This window comes from Bacillus cereus group sp. BfR-BA-01492 (genome assembly GCF_022662815.1).
Taxonomy (GTDB): Bacteria; Bacillota; Bacilli; order Bacillales; family Bacillaceae_G; genus Bacillus_A; species Bacillus_A cereus_BD.
On record NZ_JAKUEH010000001.1, the window covers coordinates 228260 to 248865 of the forward strand.

Genomic DNA, 20606 nt, shown 5'->3' on the forward strand with positions numbered 1-20606 from the left:
TTAACTAGGAGGTTATGAAAATGAGCGGAATAATTGCAACATATTTAATTCATGATGATTCTCACAACTTAACAAAAACAGCAGAGCAAATCGCTCTTGGCTTAACGATTGGTTCATGGACACATTTACCCCACTTATTACAAAAACAATTAAAACAACATAAAGGAAATGTTGTTCATGTAGAAGAACTCCCACAACAAGAAGATGTAAACAACTATCTTGGCAAAAAAGTAACAAAAGGTATAATCAAAATTCATTATCCATCGTTAAATTTCAGTCCCGATTTACCAGCAATTTTAACGACAACGTTTGGAAAATTATCATTAGATGGGGAAATTAAACTTATTGATCTCACGTTCTCAGATGATTTGAAAAGACAGTTCTCTGGGCCAAAATTTGGAATTGAGGGTGTGAGAAAGAGGTTACATGTTCATAATCGTCCACTTTTAATGAGCATTTTTAAAGGAATGATTGGGCGAAATATTGGATATTTGAAGACGCAGCTTCGTGATCAAGCAATTGGCGGCGTGGATATCGTAAAAGATGATGAAATTTTATTCGAAAATGCATTAACACCACTTGAAAAACGAGTTCGTTCTGGAAAAGAAGTATTGCAATCTGTTTATGAAACATATGGTCATAGAACTTTATATGCAGTAAATATAACCGGGCGTACTTATGATGTAAAAGAAAAGGCGAAACGGGCAGTAAATGCTGGTGCTGGTCTTCTGCTGTTTAATGCATTTGCATATGGATTAGATGTACTACAAGCACTAGCGGAAGATCAAGATATCCATGTTCCTATCATGGCTCACCCTGCTGTTAGCGGTGCTTATACATCATCAAAATTATACGGCTTTTCCCATTCCCTATTACTTGGAAAATTGCTTCGTTATGCTGGTGCAGACTTTTCTTTATTCCCATCGCCATATGGAAATGTTGCGTTAGAAAAAGAAGATGCCCTTCAAATTGCAGAAACATTAACAATAGCAGATTCTCATTTAAAAAGAAGTTTCCCTGTTCCATCAGCTGGCATTCACCCTGGATTTGTTCCATTTACCCTTCGTGACTTTGGAAATGATGTTGTCATTAACGCTGGTGGTGGTATCCATGGTCATCCCAATGGCGCCCAAGGCGGAGGAAAAGCATTTCGTGCAGCAATTAATGCAACTTTGCAAGGAACACCATTACATGAAGTAGATGATGCTGATTTACATACCGCACTACAATTATGGGGAAACCCATCGCGTGAGGTGAAAATATGAGCATTCAAATCTTCTGCGACTTTGATGGCACAATTACAAATAACGACAATATCATTTCTATTATGGAACATTTCGCGCCACCAAAGGCTGAGGAAATAAAGAAACAGATATTAGCTCAAGATCTTTCGATTCAAGAAGGTGTGTCGCAACTTTTTCATTTATTACCGACCAATCTCCATGACAATATCATTTCATTTTTAAAAAACAAGGCAAGTATACGTAGTGGTTTTCAGGAATTTGTACAGTTTATAAATAAAAATGATCTTTCTTTCTATGTCATTTCAGGAGGAATGGATTTCTTTGTGCATCCCCTTTTAGATGGGCTTGTTCCAAAAGAAAAGATTTATTGTAATGAAGCTGACTTTTCAAAAGAATACATTGAAATAAAATGGCCATATCCTTGTGATAAACATTGTAACCATCATTGTGGCCTCTGTAAATCCACGCTGATTCGAAAGCTTAGCTCTCAACAAGACTTTCGCATTGTCATTGGTGATTCTATTACAGATTTACAAGCAGCTAAGCAAGCTGATAAAGTATTCGCACGTGATTTTCTCATTACAAAGTGCAAAGAATATCATATTCCTTATACACCATTTCATACATTTTCTGATATTCAAAACGAGTTGCAGCACTTGTTGGAGGTAAAACTATGAAACAACTTTTTCGTAAATGGCATACGTTAAGTGAATTAAAAAAAGAATTAACAAATCGAAATTGGTTCCCAGCAACAAGTGGTAATATCTCTATCAAGGTAAGTCATGAACCGCTTACCTTTCTTATTTCAGCTAGCGGAAAAGATAAAACAAAAACAACGCCAGATGACTTTTTATTAGTGAATCATCAAGGAAATCCCGTATTGGAGACGGAATTACGCCCTTCCGCTGAAACCATTTTACATACACATATTTATAACCATACAAATGCTGGCTGTGTTCTACATGTTCATACAACCGATAATAATGTGATTACAAACCTATACGATAAAGAAGTAATGATTCGAAATCAAGAAATTATAAAAGCGCTTAATATTTGGGAAGAAGGGGCAACCATTCGTATTCCAATTATTGAAAACTATGCACACATTCCGCTTCTAGGCGAAGCATTCAAAAAACACATTCAATCAGATTGCGGTGCTGTCTTAATTCGAAATCATGGCATTACAGTATGGGGAAAAGATAGCTTTGATACAAAGAAAAGGCTAGAAGCATATGAATTTTTATTCCAGTTTCATATAAAATTATTAACCATTCAAGGAGGCGTTTCTAGTGGCGCAAATTCGTATTCATGAAATAAATACTCGCATTGAAAATGAAAAAGAGGTACAGCTGTTTTTACAAAAAGAAGATGTACTATATGAGAAATGGGACATTTCTAAATTACCTACGTATTTACAGAATAACTATGCTTTAACTGATGAAAATAAGGAAGAAATTTTAATTTTATTTTCCAACGAAATAGCAGATGTTTCACAGCGTCGCGGTTATAAAGCTCATGATATCATTTCTCTTTCAAGTGCAACACCTAATCTTGATGAGTTGCTTATTAACTTTAAACAAGAGCACCATCATACTGACGATGAAGTTCGCTTCATTGTCAGCGGCCATGGTATTTTTGCTATTCAAGGCAAAGACGGTCGTTTTTTTGATGTTGAACTTGAGCCAGGCGATCTTATTTCTGTACCTGAAAATGTAAGACATTATTTTACTTTACAGGATGATCGCCAAGTTGTAGCCATTCGTATTTTTGTTACAACTGCAGGCTGGGTTCCTATTTATTAAGGTAGTTAGTTGAATAAAAGATGGGAAGTGAATCCCCTTTTCCCACCTTTTATTCACTCTACATATATACATCCTCCTATGGATCAGGTTTATTACAACTCATGTAATAAACCTGTTTTTTTATTTTATCAAGTATCTTTATCAATATTTTTTGAACATTTTTCGAACTTTTTCTGAAAATTCTGTTTAAATTGTGATATAATACCAATAATAGAACTGGAAAGAAAAATATAGATAGAGGGGGAAAATCATGAACTTAATTATGGCACTTATAATTGGAGTTACATGTGGGGCTATTCCTGCCATTCTCGGAGCTATTATGGAGGAATTAGAAATCGGAATGTTAGGTTTTGTCGCATCTTCTGTAAGCGCTTTATTATTCGGTTTATACGGGGCTATTCCTGTATCTATTCTTTTTGCCTTCTACATTGTACGTCATGCTCGTGTCAAACAATTTGATCCTAATCATGTCGCACAAATTATTCCTTTTCCAATTGAGCGCTCGCGTCGTGCTTCTAATTTATAGTCCATTCCTCATCCCATTACTTACCCTAATTTATCCTTCATATGATAAAATCCCCCACCTACCTCTACACGAGACTCTGGTGGGGGATTTTTTATAGAGATACTTCCTCTCGCTCAACAAAGAAAGGGCACCGATACACATATAATAAAAAAGATAGTAAGGACAGTTACCCCTTACTATCTTTTTTCCTAGCACTTATATCTCTCTAACAATGCGAAGACTTTTATTTATGCTCTTCTAAAAACTGAAACAACTCCTGTAAATGCAGTGCATCTTCTCCATAGCTAACAGACACATAACTTACTCCATCAATTTCAGCACTCATATATAAATCGATTCCGTCACGATCATATTTTAATGCTAAATAGAACTCCATCTCTTCTAACATTTTCTTCGAAGTTCGAATGACATAATGATTATTTTCATCACGACCATATTCAAATTCAGGCTCAAAATCATATTTTTGTTTAAATGCTTCTTTTTGCTTATCATCAATCGGTATGCAAGTCGCTCTCTGCACTGCATCAATCATTCCGTCAAATTTTACTAAATCCATTTATGTTACCCCCTTATATATTTCTTATATAACACCTGTGTTCCACTATTACTTTCTCCAGCCTCAATTAACTGCTCATATAAATCTTTTGCTAAAGATAAACCAGGTACAGGTAATTGTAACTTTTCTGCTTCATCTAATGCAATTTTCATATCTTTCATAAAATGTTTCACATAAAAACCTGGTTCAAAATCTCCTTTTAACATACGAGGAGCCAAATTGCTTAAAGACCAACTTCCAGCCGCTCCAGTTGCAATACTTTGCAATACTTTCTCTGGATCTAAACCGGCTTTTTGTGCATATGCCACCGCTTCACAAACACCTATCATATTCGATGCAATTGCAATTTGATTACACATTTTTGTATGTTGACCACTCCCAGCAGGCCCTTGCAATTGAATATTTTCACCTAGCATGTTAAAAAGCGGAAAACAAACATCATATACTTCTTGGTCTCCACCAATCATAATAGCAAGTTTCCCTTCCTTTGCACCAATATCTCCTCCTGAGACTGGAGCGTCTAAAGCATATATATTTTTTTCTTTCCCAACTTCATATATCTTTTTGGCTAATGTTGGTGTAGAAGTAGTGAAATCAATCGCAATCGTTCCTTCCTTTGCATTTGCTAAAATTCCATCCACTCCAAAATATATTTCTTCTACATCATGTGGATATCCTACCATTGTCATAACAACATCAACATTTTTCACCAAATCTTTTGGCGTACTACACCATTTCGCACCCTCTCTTACTAAAGAAGCTGCTTTTTCTTTCGTACGATTATACACATATACTGTATAACCACCTTGTAATAAATGATATATCATGCTTTTTCCCATTACGCCTGTGCCAATAAAACCAATTGATGTAATGTTACGCTCCATATTCTCATCCCCTTTGTTCTAATAAATCGCTAACCATTTTTCGGAATTCTTTATTAAAATCATCGTCCATACTATTTTTTACATTCGAGAATAAAATAACAAAAATCCCTTTATCTTTATTAAAGTTATTAAATGTATTCCAACCAGCAAGTACGCCATGATTATGAAAATAATCATTATATATATAGAAACTATATGCATACTTGCGCTCAGGTGAAGGAGTGAACATCGCTTGTCTACTTTGCTCTGATAGAAGTTTCCCATTTATAATTGCCTCATCTAGCTTTTTCATATCCCCAACAGTCGTATACATCTCACCACATCCATATAACCAATCCATTCCTAATTTTGGTGCAAGTACAAGTAGATGATCTTGCTTTTTATATCCTTTGGCTAAATGCTGCTCTCCGGGCATCGCATTCCCCATCCCAGATTCATGCATTTCAGCTGGTCCAAATATATTCTCTTTTATGTATTCACCTAAAGGCTTTTTGGATATCGTTTCAACAATATAAGCAAGCACCATATAATTATAATCTGTATATCTCCATCCTGTTCCTGCTGGAAATTCTAGCTGTTGATTTCCAATCCAATTCACTAAATTCAAACGAGATGCAGGATTTACTCGTCCCTTCCCTTTCTCTGGTAAACCGGAAGTATGTGTTAACAAGTGATATATTGTGATATTTTTATCCGCTGGAAATGAAGGAATATATGTATTTACATTATCTTGAATGTTTAATTTTCCTTGCTCTTGAAGCTGTAAAATTGAAGTTGCAACAACAGTTTTTGTGATCGAACCAATGCGGTATTTCGTTTGTGGTGTATTTTCAAGTTTCTTTTGAACATCTGCATACCCATAACCCTTGTTTAATATAACATGTTCCTTATCTGTAACAAGAACAGTTCCATTAAAGGCTCTATCTTTTAAATATTGATCTAATTTTTGTGCGATGCTAGCATAATCAATCGGTGACTCCTTCTCTTCTTCCATATGATCTTGCAATTCAGATTGTACAGAAGGAGTTACCTTTGAAGTTAGTACTTTTTGTTCTTTTGGTTCTCTACAAAAATAGTATACACTCCCGAATACGATAAAGCACAGCGAAAACATTATAACTACCTTTTTTATCATTTCAAAACCTCCACGGTTATTTCATTATAAACGATTCCTCTCCTATCTATTATCAAGCAACAAAAAAAAATCGCAACACTTTGTTGCGAAAAATTTACATTTTTCCTTTTCTATATATACGAACTTGATTTTTTCCATTTTGTTTCGCCTCATATAACGCAATGTCCGCGCGTTGTATGAGTTCTTCTTTCGTTATCCCTTGTTCGTATAATGCAACCCCAAAACTCGCCGTGAGCTTTGAAATACTTGAGAATTGTTTTGTCTCAATAAAAAAACGTAATGATTCAGCAACTTGAAACGCTTCTTTTTCCGTTGTATCTGTTACAAGTATAACAAATTCTTCTCCCCCCCATCGTGCAAACGTATAATTGGAATCAATTTTTATTTTCATCAGCTCGGCTAACTGAATTAAGGCCAAGTCACCAAAATCATGCCCATACGTATCATTTACCTTCTTAAAATCATCTATATCAAAGAAAATAAGTGCCATTTTTTGACGATTACGCTGAGCATTTTTCCATACTTCTTCTAATATTTGTTGAAACTTTAAACGATTATATATTTCTGTCAAAGTATCAATTGTAGCAAGTCGCTCTTGTTCCTGATATAACTCATCTAATTCTGTAATATCCGTACACTTTACAATAAATCTAGATACATCTTCTGGTAAAGCAGCTGCACGTAATAAAAAAACAAACTCCTCTCCCTTATCATTATACATTTTGATTTTTCTAGCTTTTATTAAAGAATCATCGAGCCACGTTATGTCATGGTCTGTAGCATAATAACCATGCTCTTGAATAAAATGTTCTGCAAACACGATATGATTTTCACGATAAGCCATTAAATTTTCATATCCAAAAAAGTGCAAAAAATTCGTATTACAATCAATAATTTCATCATCTTCAACAATAAACAACAAATCATTTTGAAAATCAAATATCATTTGCAGCAGTTCTTGTTGTAAGCCTAGTTGCTGTAGTAAAGATAATTGATAGAGCCCCCTATTCACTTCTTCTAATACAGCTTGAGGCGTTACTGGGGGGAGAACAATATTCCGTATCCCTATTTTCAACATATCTACAAATTTTGATGTCACAGGCTGATCCCAAATTACAATGAAAGCAATCTCCGAATCATATATCCGTTTTATATGTTCTACTTGTATACAATCTGATACATATATAATGACAACTTGTGGATGAACCCTTTCGAATAATCTCTCCCCTTCTGCAAAACTGCTCGCTATAAACATACATTTAGGATGTACCCTTTCTATTGCATGTTGATGCTTACAGCCTTCTTCTATATAAAGTACGTTCAACCGCAGATCTTGCAATACATTTTGAAAAACCGTATTCTCTAATAAAAAATGTAGTATGTTTATCACTGTTCTTCACTCACTTCATATATCTTGTTCTACTGAATTCCTCACGATCCTTTTATCTCGCTATTTTAGGGCAGTAAGACTCCTACCTTAAGATTCAGAGAGAAGCAAGGAAGATAGGCGGGAGCCTTACTGCCCGTAACAACCTGGTTCATGAATTAAGCCACCCATACAACTTCATGAACGAAATTTCTCACTTTATAGGAAACTGTCATCAAAAGAACCCGATTGGTGAGGTGTAATCGTCAGCAGGACGAAGAATTCTCCTACTGATAGGAGCTATATTTTCCCTATTCTCCAATGTGAATTATCTTTTTATTGTATGATTACACAAAGGATATCGTTTGTACGAACGCCCTCTTTCTTACTATTCGAGAAACTTGACAATTAAAATAGAGATATTATATTCTTTACAGTGACAACTTACTAAATATAAGTAATTTATAGACATTATTTCATAAAATTGATATATAATTTGGAGGAAATATAATGACAAAACAAGATTTTTTTAGTGTTTTATACGAGCGTACATCGAATCGTGCATTCAACCCAGAAAAGGAGATTTCCGCTGAAGAACTTCATCAAATTTTAAAAGCAGCTGCACAAGCTCCATCTGCTTGGAACTTACAGCATTGGAAATTCCTTGTTTTTCAAGGAAAGGATGTTCAAAATCGCCTACTTCCAATCGCATACAACCAACAACAAATTATTGATGCCTCTGCTGTAGTAGCTATTTTAGGTGATTTAGAAGCATATAAGAACGTGGAAACGGTCTACGGTCCACTTGTGGAACAAGGATTGATGAAAGTAGAAGCGAAAGAACGATTAGCTCAAAATATTGAATCTGCATACAATCGTGAGCAATATCCACGAGATGCAGCTTTCTCAAATGCATCCTTAGCGGCAATGCAACTTATGCTTGCAGCAAAAGCAACTGGATGGGATACTTGTGCAATTGGTGGTTTTAATTCACAAGCATTAATAGAAGAGTTTCATATTTCTTCTCGTTACGTCCCAATTATGCTTATTACAATTGGTGAATCTACTCTAAAAGGTCATCCTGCACCACGTATGAGTGTGGAAGAAGTAACGGAATGGGCAAAATAAAAAAAACGAAGGTGAATCCCTTCGTTTTTTTTATTTCATCTATTTGTAATATATGTCATTTGAATTCGACATAATGATTAGAAATCATGCGATAAATTTATCTATCCTAGCAAAACATGATGTATTATGTCGAATTTTGTTGTATAGTTGGAATATAAGGGTGCTTTTTTGTTACAATTATGATACAATAGTAACAAATAGATAACAAGAGAGGGATTTTTATTGAATTCATGTGGAAGCTTTATTGCATTTTTAAGCTATGCCGTTACTGTATTACTTCTATACTTTATTGGTGATGCTACAAATATTGCAATATTGCAATTCTCAAAAGAAAAAGCATTCCAACTAGAAGAGGGATTACATACCTCGCGATCGATCGCACCATTACTTTTAGCCCTTCCCGTATATATAATCGTTTTATATAAAAGTAAAAAAGCGTAAAGACTACCTATTTCTTTTATGAAGGTGGTCTTTATTTTATGTAGAAAATAACCTTTTATAATTCTCTTCAACTATCTCTACTTCAAGTGAATGAAAATAAGAAAATATCCTAGTAAAAACTACACGCTTTGTCCAATCATCCCCTATACAAAACACATACATTATAAATATGAAAGGGGTGATGAAGAGTATGTTTGGATCTTTTGGGTGTTGTGACAACTTTAAAGAAAGAGATCGCCATCATCATGAAAAAGAAGATTTTAATGGGCGTTTTAATAGAAAATTTTCGGTATGTAACGTCCTTGAAAATGTTGCAATAGGAACTAACATTTCCCTTCTTACGTTAAAAGACAACGGAACATTCAATAACGTAATATTTCAAGGTTTTTGTAATGGAGTTGCATTATTCTCTGCCGGCGAAAATGGATTTGAAGATGACTTCACAGGACTTTTACGCGTTTGTCTAGATGATATTGTTGCTATCGCTATCTAATAATCTCTTGCCTACTTCATGTACAAAAAAAGCCCTGAGACCGATTTCATTGGCCTCAGGTTTTTTGTACTTAAATACTTTTTACTAATTCAACAACTTCTTCAGCCGTTGACATCATTAATGCTTTTTGTGCTAACTCTTCCATTTCTGCTTTTGACAATTTACTTAATTGTGCTCTTGCAGGAAGAATAGATGTTGCACTCATACTAAATTCATCTAATCCTAAACCTAATAATAACGGGATTGCAAGTGAATCTCCTGCCATCTCACCACACATACCAGCCCATTTTCCTTCTTTATGAGCAGCATCGATCACCATTTTTACAAGACGTAAAATAGCTGGATTATATGGTTGATACAAGTAAGATACCCGTTCATTCATGCGATCCGCAGCCATTGTGTATTGAATTAAATCATTCGTTCCGATTGAGAAGAAATCAACTTCTTTAGCAAATTGATCTGCTAATACTGCTGAAGCTGGTATTTCTACCATCATACCTACTTCAATAGAATCAGAAACTGTTGTACCAGCTTTAACAAGCTTTTCTTTCTCTTCTAATAAGATTGCTTTCGCTTGACGGAACTCAGCAAGAGTTGCAATCATTGGGAACATAATTTTTAAGTTACCGTATACGCTAGCACGAAGTAATGCACGAAGCTGTGTGCGGAACACATCTTGCTCTTCAAGGCATAAACGAATTGCACGGTATCCTAAAAATGGGTTCATTTCTTTTGGTAAATGTAAGTATGGAAGCTCTTTATCTCCACCAATGTCAAGTGTACGAACAACGACTGGTTGACCTTCTTTTACCCCTTCCAGAACTGCTTTATATGCTTCGAACTGTTCTTCCTCTGTCGGAAGGTTGTCACGACCCATATATAAGAATTCTGTGCGGTATAAACCAACGCCTTCTCCACCGTTGTCAATGATACCTTGTACATCATTTGGTGTACCGATATTTGCAACAAGTTCAACATGATGTCCATCGCTTGTTACAGTAGCTTGATCTTTTAATTTCGCCCATTCAGCTTTTTGCTCTTCAAATTTTATTTTCTTTTCTTCAAAAGTACGAAGAGTTTCTTCAGATGGGTTTACAATGACTTCTCCATCTAATCCATCGATGATTACGATATCACCATTTTGAATTTTCTCCATAACTACTTTCGTACCAACAACAGCTGGAATTTCCATAGAACGAGCCATAATTGCAGAGTGAGATGTACGTCCACCGATATCAGTTGTAAAGCCTTTTGCATATGTGCGATTTAATTGTGCTGTATCAGATGGTGTTAAATCTTCAGCAATAATAATCACTTCTTCAGAAATTGTGCTTGGATTTGAGAAGTTAACTCCTAGTAAGTGTGCAAGCACACGTTTCGTTACATCACGAATGTCAGCTGCACGTTCTTTCATATATTCATTATCCATGTTTTCAAACATGGTAATAAACATTGTTGCAACTTCATCCATTGCGAATTCAGCATTTACTTTTTCATTTTTCACTTTATCCTTAACTGGATTTACCAACTCCGGATCATTCAATACTAGTAAATGCGCTTCAAAGATAGCAGCTTTATCTGCGCCTAACTCAGCAAAAGCGTGGTCTTTGATTGCTTCTAATTCAGATTTCGCCTTCTCTAACGCAGCTTCTAAACGTGTAATTTCTGCAGCTTCATCCGTAATCGTTTTCTTTTCAATGTTAAATTCAGGATTCTCAAGTCTGAAAGCCTTCGCAATAGCAATCCCACTTGATGCAGCAATCCCTTGAATATGAAGAGTCATTATTCTCCTAATCCTTCGTTTTTCATTGTTTCTTCGATAGCTGCTAGTGCTTGAGCTGCATCATCACCATTTGCAGTGATTTTAATTTCTGCGCCTTGTTGAATCCCTAAAGACATAACACCCATGATTGATTTTAAGTTAACATTTTTTCCGTTATATTCTAAATTAATGTCAGCACCGAATTTACTTGCTGTGTTTACAAGTAGAGTTGCTGGACGAGCATGAATTCCTGAGTCACTAGTTACTTTAAAAATTTTTTCCATAGTTATTTATCTCCTTTAAAATACATAATTTTTAGTTGTATAGACGTGAGTACTACACTATCTATTTTATATAATAGGTGATATTCGGTCAACCACATCACCTATTATAATTATAAACATTTTGCGTCAATTTCTTACTGAATGTCAATAATAGCGGCTTCGCCTTTCTTGACAGTTCCTTCTTTTTTCAATATCACTTGTTGTCCTTGCTGTAAATTTGTAAAAATAACTGGTGTAATCGTAGACGGTGCATTTTCTTTTACAAATGCTAAATCTACTTTTAATAAAGGTTGTCCTTGCTTCACTTTATCACCTTGTGCAATAAGAGCTTCAAAGCCTTCACCATTTAATTTTACAGTATCAATACCAAAGTGAATTAAAATTTCTTTTCCACCTTCAGATTGAATACCAATTGCATGTTTTGTTGGGAATACATTGACGATTTCACCATCTACTGGGGATACAACTGTTCCTTCTGTTGGTTCAATCGCAAAGCCATCTCCCATCATTTTACCTGAGAACACTTGATCAGGTACTTCTGTAATCGGTAAAATTTCACCTTCAATTGGAGATACAAGCGTTTCATTTGTATCAGACTTTTGTACAACTTCTTCTACCTTTGCAGGCTCCTCTTTCTCTACATGAGGTGTACGGCCTGACATAATATCATGAATTTGTGATTTTAACGTATCAGACTTCGGGCCAAAGATTGCTTGAATATTATTTCCTACTTCAAGTACTCCAGCTGCTCCAAGCTCTTTTAGACGATCTTTATTTACATTTTTTTGCTCGTTAACTTGAACACGTAAACGTGTAATACAAGCATCTAAAGAAGCAATATTTTCCTTACCACCAAGCGCTGTTAATACTTCGCGTGGAAGTTCTCCTGCTTCTGTTTTTCCTGCACCGTTCGTATCTGTTGTTACTTCGCGACCAGGTGTTTTTAAATTCCATTTACGGATTGCAAAACGGAAGCCGAAATAGTAAATTACTGCAAGTACAAGACCGACAATAATTACCCACCACCATGGTGTACGTCCTGGCAGCACACCAAATAATAAGAAGTCAATTAAACCACCAGAGAATGTCATACCAATTTTAACACCTAAAATGTGCATTGTCATGAATGATAGACCTGCAAAAACTGCATGTATTCCAAACAGTACTGGTGCTACGAATAGGAATGAGAATTCAAGCGGTTCTGTAATACCTGTTAAGAATGATGTTAACGCAGCAGAACCTAAAATACCAGCTGCTAATTTTTTATTTTCTGGACGAGCTTCATGATACATTGCTAATGCTGCTGCTGGAAGACCAAACATCATGAATGGATACTTACCAGTTGTAAATGTACCTGCTGTTAATTCTACACCGTCTTTTAACTGTGCCATAAAGATTTTTTGATCACCGCGTACAAGTTCTCCTGCCGCATTTGTGTATTGACCAAATTCAAACCAAAACGGTGAATAGAAAATATGATGTAATCCAAATGGAATTAATGAGCGTTCAATTAATCCGAAAATAAGTGCTGCTAACGTTTTATTCGCATCAATCATTTGATGTGAGAATGTATTTAAACCACTTTGAATATATGGCCATACAAAGCACATTAAAATTCCTAAAATTAATGAAAATGTTGCAGTTGCGATTGGTACGAAACGCTTACCTGCAAAGAAACCTAAGTATGGTGGCAATTCAATATTGAAATATTTATTGTAGCAATAAGCTGCTAATATACCAACGATAATACCGCCAAACACCCCTGTTTGCAGTGTTGGAATCCCTAATACATTTGCATACGCGGGATCTGCGAAACCGATTTTAACTGGATCTGACCCTGTACTAGTTACTTTCACGAACTTGTCTACTTCTAAGAACACACTCATCGTTTTGTTCATAATTAAGTAACCGACGAATGCTGCTAATCCAGCTACCCCGTCTCCACCAGCAAGACCAATTGCTACCCCGACTGCAAATAATAACGCAAGGTTAGCAAATATAATGTCACCAGATTGTTCCATGATTTTTGCAACCATGACAAACCAATCTGCCTTTAAAGCAGGAATTAGATTTGTTAACTGTTCATTTTGAAATGCGTTACCAAATCCAAGTAAAATCCCTGCCGCCGGTAAAATCGCTACTGGAAGCATAAGCGCTTTTCCGACTTTTTGAAGAACACCAAAGATCTTCTTAAACATGGAAAACCTTCCTCTCTTATCTATATTGTACTTTTCGACAAACGCCAAAAAGGCATGAGGAAAAAAGACAGAACGATAACTATACAAAGGGTAGTATGTCCCTTTCTTTAGCTTACATTCCTTACTTTTCTCTACTCATGCCTGATCGAATCAGTAACACGTGTCAAAAATAAGTTTACGTATAATTTCACTATTATTAAAGCAAATATTTTCACTACTCGCTTTAATTTGTTTGTCGAATTTTGTATAACTTTGCAAAACCTATTATACAAAACAATTGTAAGCGATTCAATCATTTTTTTTAACGTTTTCATTTTAGACAAAATTATATACTTGTTAGACGCGTTCTGCCTTTACTAATCGTTGCAAGTGCATCGTCAAATATATACTTTCCGCTTCATATACAGGGAGTTGCAATTCCTTTTGCATGACCTTAACAAGTTTCCATGCTAGGTTATAGTAAACTGGATATTCTGCCTTTAATAAATCAGCAAATCCTTGTGCTTCTTCTACTTTTTCCCCTTTTTTTACCCGTTCAATTGCATATTGTAAATGACGAATTAGACGCAAATAATGAATACTTTCTGGATCTAATGTAAGGTGTAAATTTGTCTCAATTAAAGTTACCAATTGGGCAATAAGACGGGAGTTTTGATTGACAGAAGCTAACTCAGAGTTTGTAAGCGAGCTATAAATATGAAGTGTAATAAATCCTATTTCTCCTTCTGGCAATGTAATTTGCAAACGAGAATTCAGCATTTGCACGACACCCGCGGCAATTTCATATTCTTTTGGATACAGCATTTTCGTTTCTACTAAAAAAGGATTATCAATGGTCAAACCTTGTTTTAGCCTTTTAATCGCAAAAGAGATATGATCTGTTAGAGCAATATGAATATGTTCATTTAATGGCGCTTGTGCTTTTTCTTGGATGTAAAGCATAATATCATTCATTAGTTCAATGAACTGTTCACTGACATGCGGTACTAAAAGTTTATATTGTTCACGATCACGTTCATTTTTTAAAACAAACATTTTTTCAATTTGCTCCTGCTCAAGCACATCTTTTGCTTTTTTTCCAAATCCAATCCCTTTACCAATCACTACTACTTCCTTATGTTCAGAATGATTAGCGATGATAACATTATTATTTAAAACTTTTTTAATCTCTAGACAATTATTCATATAACACCACCCTCGTCCTTAAATAGCCTGCCTTTATGTTACAGAACATTCTTCTTTTTCGTCAATGAAAACATCTACTGTTCGCGAAAAAGTCGTTTTTTAGACATGTTTGCACGAGATGCGTATAATGTTAAGAGCAACCGTACATAGAAAGGAGCACGACTACAATGATTAAAATGTTTGTAAGTGATATTGACGGTACGATGATGCAGCATGGCGGTTTGATTGATAAAGAAGATATTGCGGCACTTCGTAGCCTCGCAGAGCACAATATAATTCTTTGTTTTGCTTCTGGTCGACTGGATAATGAAATTGCTGATTTAATGAAAGAAGTGGGCACTCATTTCCATCGTATCAGTGTAAATGGTGTCTTTGTATATACACACGAAAATAAACAATTATTATCGGCCACATTTGATTCTGAAATTTTACCTGATCTGTTATCTATAACAAATGAAGAACCTTATTTTCGTTATGTAAGTGATGAGCACAATTATTACATCGAAGAAAAAACACCTTTTATCCATGAGCTTGAAAAACAAGTTACAATGACTTCTATCGAAGAACCTAATTTATTAAAAAAAATTGATGACACGATTTTCCCAAATAAAATTTCTGTCGGTGGTAAAAAAGAAGATTTACAAACACTTCAGAAGAAAATTAATGAAACATTTAAAAACAAAGTTAGCACGTTTATCTCTGCTGAGCAATGCTTAGATGTTATGCCTCCAAATATTAGTAAAGGCTCAGCCATTTCTGTTTTATCAAAAGAATTCCAAATAAATCCTGAAGAAATCGCTTGTATTGGTGACTCTTACAATGATATTCCTATGTTTCACCTTACACCTCACAGTTTTGCCATGTCACAAGCTGATGAAGAAGTGAAAAAGCACGCTAAACATGTTGTTCCTTCTGTAAAAGATGCTGTAAAACATGTTTTACACTATAATGCTACACAACATAAAAATACGACTCGTTCCAAGTAAGGACGAGTCGTATTTTTTATATTTCACAAAGTAAAGTTACTTATTTCGTGAAATATTCGTAATAAACTTATAACGATCACCACGATAGATACATTTTACGTACTCTAATGGTAATTCTCCTTCTGCATATGACCATTGTCTCATTACAAGCACAGGTGCTTTTTTAGGTATATGCAGATGTTCAGCTTCATCATCTGTTGCAATTGAAGCTTCAATTGTTTGTGCGGCACGAACAAGTTTAAAACCTAATTTTTTCTCTAAATGTTCGTATAAAGATTGTTGCAAAATTTCTTCGTTAATATCTTTCACAAGAGTTGGTGACAAATATGTTGTCTCGAAAGCAATCGGTTCATCATCAGCTAAGCGAATACGCCTCACTTCATAAATCGACTCTCCCTCTTGTATTCTAAGTCGATCCGCTATTTTAGCAGTAGCAGGAACTAGCTGAAAACTTAGTAATTGACTGCTCGGTTTCATCCCACGTGATAACATATCTTCAGTAAATCCCGTCATCCCTTGCAGTTTTTGTTCCACTTTTGGAAGTTGAACAAACGTGCCAATTCCACGTTTTCGATATAAATACCCTTGTTCCACTAAGTTATTAATTGCCTGTCTAATTGTCATACGACTTACTTCAAACTTATCACAAAGTTCATTTTCAGATGGAATTTTATCTCCCGGCTTCCATTCACCGTCCTCAATTAGCTGTTTCACCCACTCTTGAATCTGATAATAGATCGGAAATGGTGAATACTTGTCGATGTTCATCAGCAATCGCCTCACTGCATAAAGATAGAGCTTCTTGATCAGCGATTACGGTTACATTCGGATGACGCTGCAGAACTGTAGCAGGACACGCTTCGCTATACTCTCCTTGCAATAATTCCTTAACTGCTTCCGCTTTTTTCTGTCCCATAGCAACAAGTAGAATTTGTTTTGCTTTTATGATGCTTCCAATTCCCATCGTAATTGCATGCGTTGGTACATCTTCTTCTTTTTCAAAAAAGCGACGGTTTGCTTGGCGTGTAGACTCTGTTAATTCTACAATATGAGTTTGAGAATGAAATGGCGTTCCTGGCTCATTAAATCCGATATGACCGTTTTCACCGATTCCAAGAATCTGTAAGTCAACTGGGTTAGCTGCTAGAATGCCTTCATAACGCTTGCACTCTTCCTCTAAATCGTTTGCCATCCCGTTTGGTACATAAGTTTCTTTAAATGGAAGATGATCAAACAACTGTTCTTTCATAAAATAATGATAGCTGTTTTTATCTTCATGTGGTAAGTTTACGTACTCATCTAAGTTTACAGTGGTTACATGACTTGTATCAAGTTTATTTTTTCTTATTTCTGCATAAATTCCAAGTGGAGAGCTTCCTGTAGCCATTCCTAAAGTTGGATTTTCCTTTGATTTTACAACATTTTCGATTAATTTATAACCTGCTTCGGCTAATTCTTCTGGGGATTTTACAACAAGAATATTCATCTTATTTCTTCCCTTCTTTCATATGAATTCCTAAACGAACTGTATCATATACATGTAAATTTTCATTCATTACAACGAAGTCTGCATCTTTTCCTACTGCTAATGCACCTTTATTTGTTAATCCAAACTCTTCTGCTTGGTTCACTGATGTCATCAGTACCGCGTCTTCAATTGAACACCCTGTAAATTGAATTACATTGCGGAATGCTTGGTCCATTTTCAAAATACTACCTGCTAACGTGCCATCTTCTAATCGAGCACTTCCGTCTTTTACATGCACTGGTTGCCCACCAAGCTCGTACAATCCATCTTCTAACCCTTTTGCACGCATTGCATCCGTAATCACGCTCATTTTTTTAGGACCTTTTAATTTATATGCTAATTTCACCATATCAGGGTGAATGTGAATACCATCTGTAATAACTTCAACCATTATCTCTGGATTTAATAACACATGACCAACTACTCCTGGCTCACGGTGATGTAAACCACGCATTTGGTTATATAAATGAGTTGCATGTGTAATCTTTCTATTTTTTAATTGCTCATCGATTGCATCAGTATGCCCTATCGTACCAACAACACCCGTTTCAGCTAAATACTGTTCAAATTCAATTGCACCTTCTTCTTCTGGTGCATATGTTACTAATTTAATTAAACCCCCACTTGCCTCTTGCCACTTTTTAAATTGCTCAATATTCGCTGGGACAATATGTTCAAGCGGCTGTGCTCCTGCACGTTTTTTAGAAACGTACGGTCCTTCTAAATGAATATATTCAACATGCGCTCCTTTTTCTTTCGCTTCTTTTGCAGCGCGTAACGCACATTCAATCGCCTCTGGAGCTTGTGTCATTGTTGTTGGGAAGTAAGTTGTAACACCTTCTTTTAACATTTCTTTACCAAGGGTTACTAAACCATCGCTATTTGCATCCATCGCATCAATATCGTATCCACCATGAATATGAACATCAATCATACCTGGAATAATAATCTTTCCTTCTGCATCAAAAACAACTTCATTTTCTTGTGGTACATATTGAGCCATCAAACCAATTTCTGTAATTGTTTTTACATAACGAATAAATCCACTTTCTATTACTTCTTGACCTGTATAAATTTTGGCGTTGATGACAATTTGCGTTTTCATTTCTATCGACCCTTTCCCATAAAATACCTACTTGTTATCTTTACCTATTTGCCTAATCTTATCTTAATATACACACAAGTAGTTGTCTATACATTTAAGTGAAATTTCCTTTTCTATTGCTTAAAAAGGAAATTTCTATTTATTTTCATTATAATATATCTTATTCTTTTTTTCCAAAAAGGACCTTGCTCTTTTTTACTTTAATAATGGGAGTGGAGCATTTGACCACATTTTAATATGCTCCCCATCTGTTTCAATCTCCACCGTTCTTTTATTTGTCCCATACATCATCACACCATGCCGTTTTAACCTTTTGACTACACTTTGATGTGGATGACCATATGGATTCTTACTCCCATAAGAAAGAATAGCAAATTGAGGATTTACCTTTTTTAAAAAAGCTTCACCTGTTGATGTATAAGAACCATGATGTCCTACCTTTAACACATCTGCATGGACATCATATCGCTTTACTATTTTATTTTCCGTCCGTACATCTGCATCCCCCATTAATAAAAAGTCTGCTTTCCCATAACGAACCTTTAATACAATAGAAGATTCATTATTCTCATCTTTTGATTTCCCATTATTCAGCACTTGAATGGACACATGAGGATCTAACGGGAGATATTGCCCTTGTTTGACACGAACAAATGGAATCCCTCTCTTTTTAATATGATTTCTATACGTATGATATGTAAGAGAACTATACGTTTTTCCACTATCTAATACAAGTGCTACAGGCATTTGTTCTATAATTGGAATCAACCCACCTATATGATCCATATCTGGATGCGTTCCTACTACAACATCTAAATGATTAATTCCTTTTTCAATTAACTTTTGAATAATGACTTCTCCTGCTTCATAAGGTCCTCCATCAATTAATACTGTTTGACCATTTGGTAACGTAATCAATGTTGCATCACCTTGCCCTACCTTAAAAAAACTTACTTTCATTTTCCCAAGATGCGGACGTTGCATAGAAAAAAAGGATGCCGCATGAATAGACATCATATATCGTTTCGCCGATGTGCTGTTTAATGAAAAACATAATAAAACAGAAACTAGCAAAAGAATACTCCGTACCCCTTTCATAACTTGCCTCCTTTTTTTCATTTAGTATGACACGCTATGTATTTCATATACAAAAAAGCTTAGCAAAGTGCTAAGCTTTACGAGGATTGGTAAAAGTAACGATTGAGTTTGGGCGGATTGCCATAGCCCACAACTTCCTCAAACAGGCGAAAAAACGCTTGTTTGAGGAAGAACATCAAAAAAATAACAAAACTCAGGGAGAAAATACTTTTCCCCCTGAGTTTTAGTCATTTAAAAAAGCTTTTGGGACAGCTCCTTCATTTTGATAATTCTTGCAACGAACCGAAGAATAAATCAGCTTCATTCATTTGTTCATTTTCTTCCGAAAGAGTAGGTAAGTCATCTAACGTTTGTAATCCAAATGTATCTAAAAACTCTTTCGTTGTCCCATATAAAATCGGGCGTCCTGGTCCTTCCGCGCGCCCAACCTCTTTGATAAGAAGATGTGAAACTAATGTTTGTAATGCTCTCTCTGTTTTCACACCACGAATTTCTTCCATTTCCATTCTCGTAATCGGCTGACGATAAGCAACAATGGCTAGCGTCTCAAGCGCTGCTTGCGATAACGAAGCAGCTGTTGGCGTGTCCATTAACTTTTGATAGTAAGGTGCATGTTCTTTCTTAGTAGCAAGGCGATATGCTTTTGCAAATTGTACAATTTGCAATCCACGCCCTGCACCTCCCCATGTCTCTTGCATTTCTTCAATTATTTTAATGACATCTTCCCCTTCAATCTCAAGTACTTTCGCTATTTGTTCTGGATATATTCCTTCATCACCTGCGACAAAAAGAAGCCCTTCAATAATTGCCATCTGTTCTTTTCTTTCCAACGTACAATCTCCTTTCTCAAATTATTTCATACGAAATTCCCATAAAAAAACCGAA

General features: G+C 35.5%; 23 protein-coding genes. 10 read left to right on the plus strand and 13 right to left on the minus strand.

Annotated features, from left to right (window positions below; genetic code table 11):
- Window positions 1-20: 20 nt before the first annotated feature.
- The 5 genes from mtnW to MR063_RS01210 all read left to right on the plus strand — a co-directional run bounded on the left by mtnW (window position 21) and on the right by MR063_RS01210 (window position 3572).
- The gene (mtnW, locus tag MR063_RS01190; RefSeq protein WP_242192905.1) at window positions 21-1265 is read left to right on the plus strand and encodes a 2,3-diketo-5-methylthiopentyl-1-phosphate enolase; all 1245 of its coding nucleotides are present in this window, start codon (window positions 21-23) and stop codon (window positions 1263-1265) included.
- The gene (locus tag MR063_RS01195) at window positions 1262-1921 is read left to right on the plus strand and encodes a 2-hydroxy-3-keto-5-methylthiopentenyl-1-phosphate phosphatase (protein WP_242192912.1); all 660 of its coding nucleotides are present in this window, start codon (window positions 1262-1264) and stop codon (window positions 1919-1921) included. The genes mtnW and MR063_RS01195 overlap by 4 nt, the downstream gene beginning before the upstream one ends.
- Entirely contained in the window at window positions 1918-2556 is a 639-nt protein-coding gene (locus tag MR063_RS01200) for a methylthioribulose 1-phosphate dehydratase (protein WP_242192913.1), read from the plus strand. Before MR063_RS01195 ends, MR063_RS01200 begins: the two co-directional genes overlap by 4 nt.
- On the plus strand, window positions 2534-3046 hold the full coding sequence (locus tag MR063_RS01205; RefSeq protein ID WP_242192915.1) for a 1,2-dihydroxy-3-keto-5-methylthiopentene dioxygenase: 513 nt from the start codon (window positions 2534-2536) through the stop codon (window positions 3044-3046). The genes MR063_RS01200 and MR063_RS01205 overlap by 23 nt, the downstream gene beginning before the upstream one ends.
- Window positions 3047-3296: 250 nt before the next feature.
- Entirely contained in the window at window positions 3297-3572 is a 276-nt protein-coding gene (locus MR063_RS01210; protein ID WP_242143610.1) for a hypothetical protein, read from the plus strand.
- A gap of 223 nt (window positions 3573-3795) precedes the next feature.
- Here MR063_RS01210 and MR063_RS01215 read toward each other — a convergent pair whose 3' ends face one another.
- From MR063_RS01215 to MR063_RS01230, 4 genes are all read right to left on the minus strand, one after another.
- Window positions 3796-4128, minus strand: a complete 333-nt coding sequence (locus tag MR063_RS01215) for a DUF3909 family protein (RefSeq protein ID WP_242143611.1) — start codon at window positions 4126-4128, stop codon at window positions 3796-3798.
- Between the two features lie 5 nt (window positions 4129-4133).
- Window positions 4134-5012: an NAD(P)-dependent oxidoreductase gene (locus MR063_RS01220; protein WP_242192916.1), complete on the minus strand. Its 879-nt coding sequence runs from the start codon at window positions 5010-5012 to the stop codon at window positions 4134-4136.
- A gap of 4 nt (window positions 5013-5016) precedes the next feature.
- Window positions 5017-6147 carry a serine hydrolase domain-containing protein gene (locus MR063_RS01225; RefSeq protein WP_242192917.1) on the minus strand — a complete coding sequence of 377 codons (1131 nt, stop codon included), beginning with the start codon at window positions 6145-6147 and terminating at the stop codon, window positions 5017-5019.
- A 94-nt stretch (window positions 6148-6241) separates the two neighbouring features.
- On the minus strand, window positions 6242-7534 hold the full coding sequence (locus MR063_RS01230; protein WP_242193332.1) for a sensor domain-containing diguanylate cyclase: 1293 nt from the start codon (window positions 7532-7534) through the stop codon (window positions 6242-6244).
- A gap of 489 nt (window positions 7535-8023) precedes the next feature.
- Between MR063_RS01230 and MR063_RS01235 the strand changes: the two genes are divergently transcribed.
- The 3 genes from MR063_RS01235 (at window position 8024) to MR063_RS01245 (ending at window position 9575) form a co-directional block, all read left to right on the plus strand.
- Complete coding sequence (locus MR063_RS01235; protein WP_242192918.1) at window positions 8024-8641, plus strand: nitroreductase family protein; 618 nt, start codon at window positions 8024-8026, stop codon at window positions 8639-8641.
- A gap of 222 nt (window positions 8642-8863) precedes the next feature.
- The gene (locus tag MR063_RS01240; protein WP_242143615.1) at window positions 8864-9082 is read left to right on the plus strand and encodes a hypothetical protein; all 219 of its coding nucleotides are present in this window, start codon (window positions 8864-8866) and stop codon (window positions 9080-9082) included.
- 190 nt (window positions 9083-9272) lie between these two features.
- Window positions 9273-9575, plus strand: a complete 303-nt coding sequence (locus tag MR063_RS01245; protein ID WP_242192919.1) for a DUF3915 family protein — start codon at window positions 9273-9275, stop codon at window positions 9573-9575.
- Window positions 9576-9645: 70 nt separating this feature from the next.
- Here MR063_RS01245 and ptsP read toward each other — a convergent pair whose 3' ends face one another.
- From ptsP to glcT, 4 genes are all read right to left on the minus strand, one after another.
- A complete protein-coding gene (gene ptsP, locus MR063_RS01250; RefSeq protein WP_242192920.1) occupies window positions 9646-11358 on the minus strand; it encodes a phosphoenolpyruvate--protein phosphotransferase in 1713 nt (570 codons plus the stop codon).
- Window positions 11358-11621 (minus strand): phosphocarrier protein HPr, encoded by a 264-nt coding sequence (ptsH, locus tag MR063_RS01255; protein ID WP_000411078.1) that lies wholly within the window; start codon window positions 11619-11621, stop codon window positions 11358-11360. The genes ptsP and ptsH overlap by 1 nt, the downstream gene beginning before the upstream one ends.
- Window positions 11622-11755: 134 nt before the next feature.
- Window positions 11756-13819 (minus strand): glucose-specific PTS transporter subunit IIBC, encoded by a 2064-nt coding sequence (gene ptsG / locus MR063_RS01260; protein ID WP_242192921.1) that lies wholly within the window; start codon window positions 13817-13819, stop codon window positions 11756-11758.
- A gap of 336 nt (window positions 13820-14155) precedes the next feature.
- A complete protein-coding gene (gene glcT, locus MR063_RS01265) occupies window positions 14156-15004 on the minus strand; it encodes a glucose PTS transporter transcription antiterminator GlcT (protein ID WP_242143619.1) in 849 nt (282 codons plus the stop codon).
- Between the two features lie 167 nt (window positions 15005-15171).
- Here glcT and MR063_RS01270 point away from each other — a divergent pair, with 167 nt between their 5' ends.
- On the plus strand, window positions 15172-15990 hold the full coding sequence (locus tag MR063_RS01270) for an HAD family hydrolase (protein ID WP_242192922.1): 819 nt from the start codon (window positions 15172-15174) through the stop codon (window positions 15988-15990).
- A 36-nt stretch (window positions 15991-16026) separates the two neighbouring features.
- Here the strand turns inward: MR063_RS01270 and phnF are convergent, their stop codons facing one another.
- The 4 genes from phnF to MR063_RS01290 all read right to left on the minus strand — a co-directional run bounded on the left by phnF (window position 16027) and on the right by MR063_RS01290 (window position 19721).
- On the minus strand, window positions 16027-16758 hold the full coding sequence (phnF, locus tag MR063_RS01275; protein ID WP_242159503.1) for a phosphonate metabolism transcriptional regulator PhnF: 732 nt from the start codon (window positions 16756-16758) through the stop codon (window positions 16027-16029).
- Window positions 16688-17476, minus strand: a complete 789-nt coding sequence (nagB, locus tag MR063_RS01280; RefSeq protein WP_242192923.1) for a glucosamine-6-phosphate deaminase — start codon at window positions 17474-17476, stop codon at window positions 16688-16690. The genes phnF and nagB overlap by 71 nt, the downstream gene beginning before the upstream one ends.
- 1 nt (window position 17477) lies before the next feature.
- Window positions 17478-18623, minus strand: a complete 1146-nt coding sequence (gene nagA, locus MR063_RS01285) for an N-acetylglucosamine-6-phosphate deacetylase (RefSeq protein ID WP_242192926.1) — start codon at window positions 18621-18623, stop codon at window positions 17478-17480.
- Window positions 18624-18818: 195 nt separating this feature from the next.
- A complete protein-coding gene (locus MR063_RS01290; protein ID WP_242192927.1) occupies window positions 18819-19721 on the minus strand; it encodes a ComEC/Rec2 family competence protein in 903 nt (300 codons plus the stop codon).
- A gap of 86 nt (window positions 19722-19807) precedes the next feature.
- Between MR063_RS01290 and MR063_RS01295 the strand changes: the two genes are divergently transcribed.
- Entirely contained in the window at window positions 19808-19948 is a 141-nt protein-coding gene (locus tag MR063_RS01295) for a hypothetical protein (protein ID WP_242192928.1), read from the plus strand.
- 30 nt (window positions 19949-19978) lie between these two features.
- Here MR063_RS01295 and scpB read toward each other — a convergent pair whose 3' ends face one another.
- Complete coding sequence (gene scpB / locus MR063_RS01300; RefSeq protein WP_242143626.1) at window positions 19979-20551, minus strand: SMC-Scp complex subunit ScpB; 573 nt, start codon at window positions 20549-20551, stop codon at window positions 19979-19981.
- Between the last annotated feature and the right edge of the window lie 55 nt (window positions 20552-20606).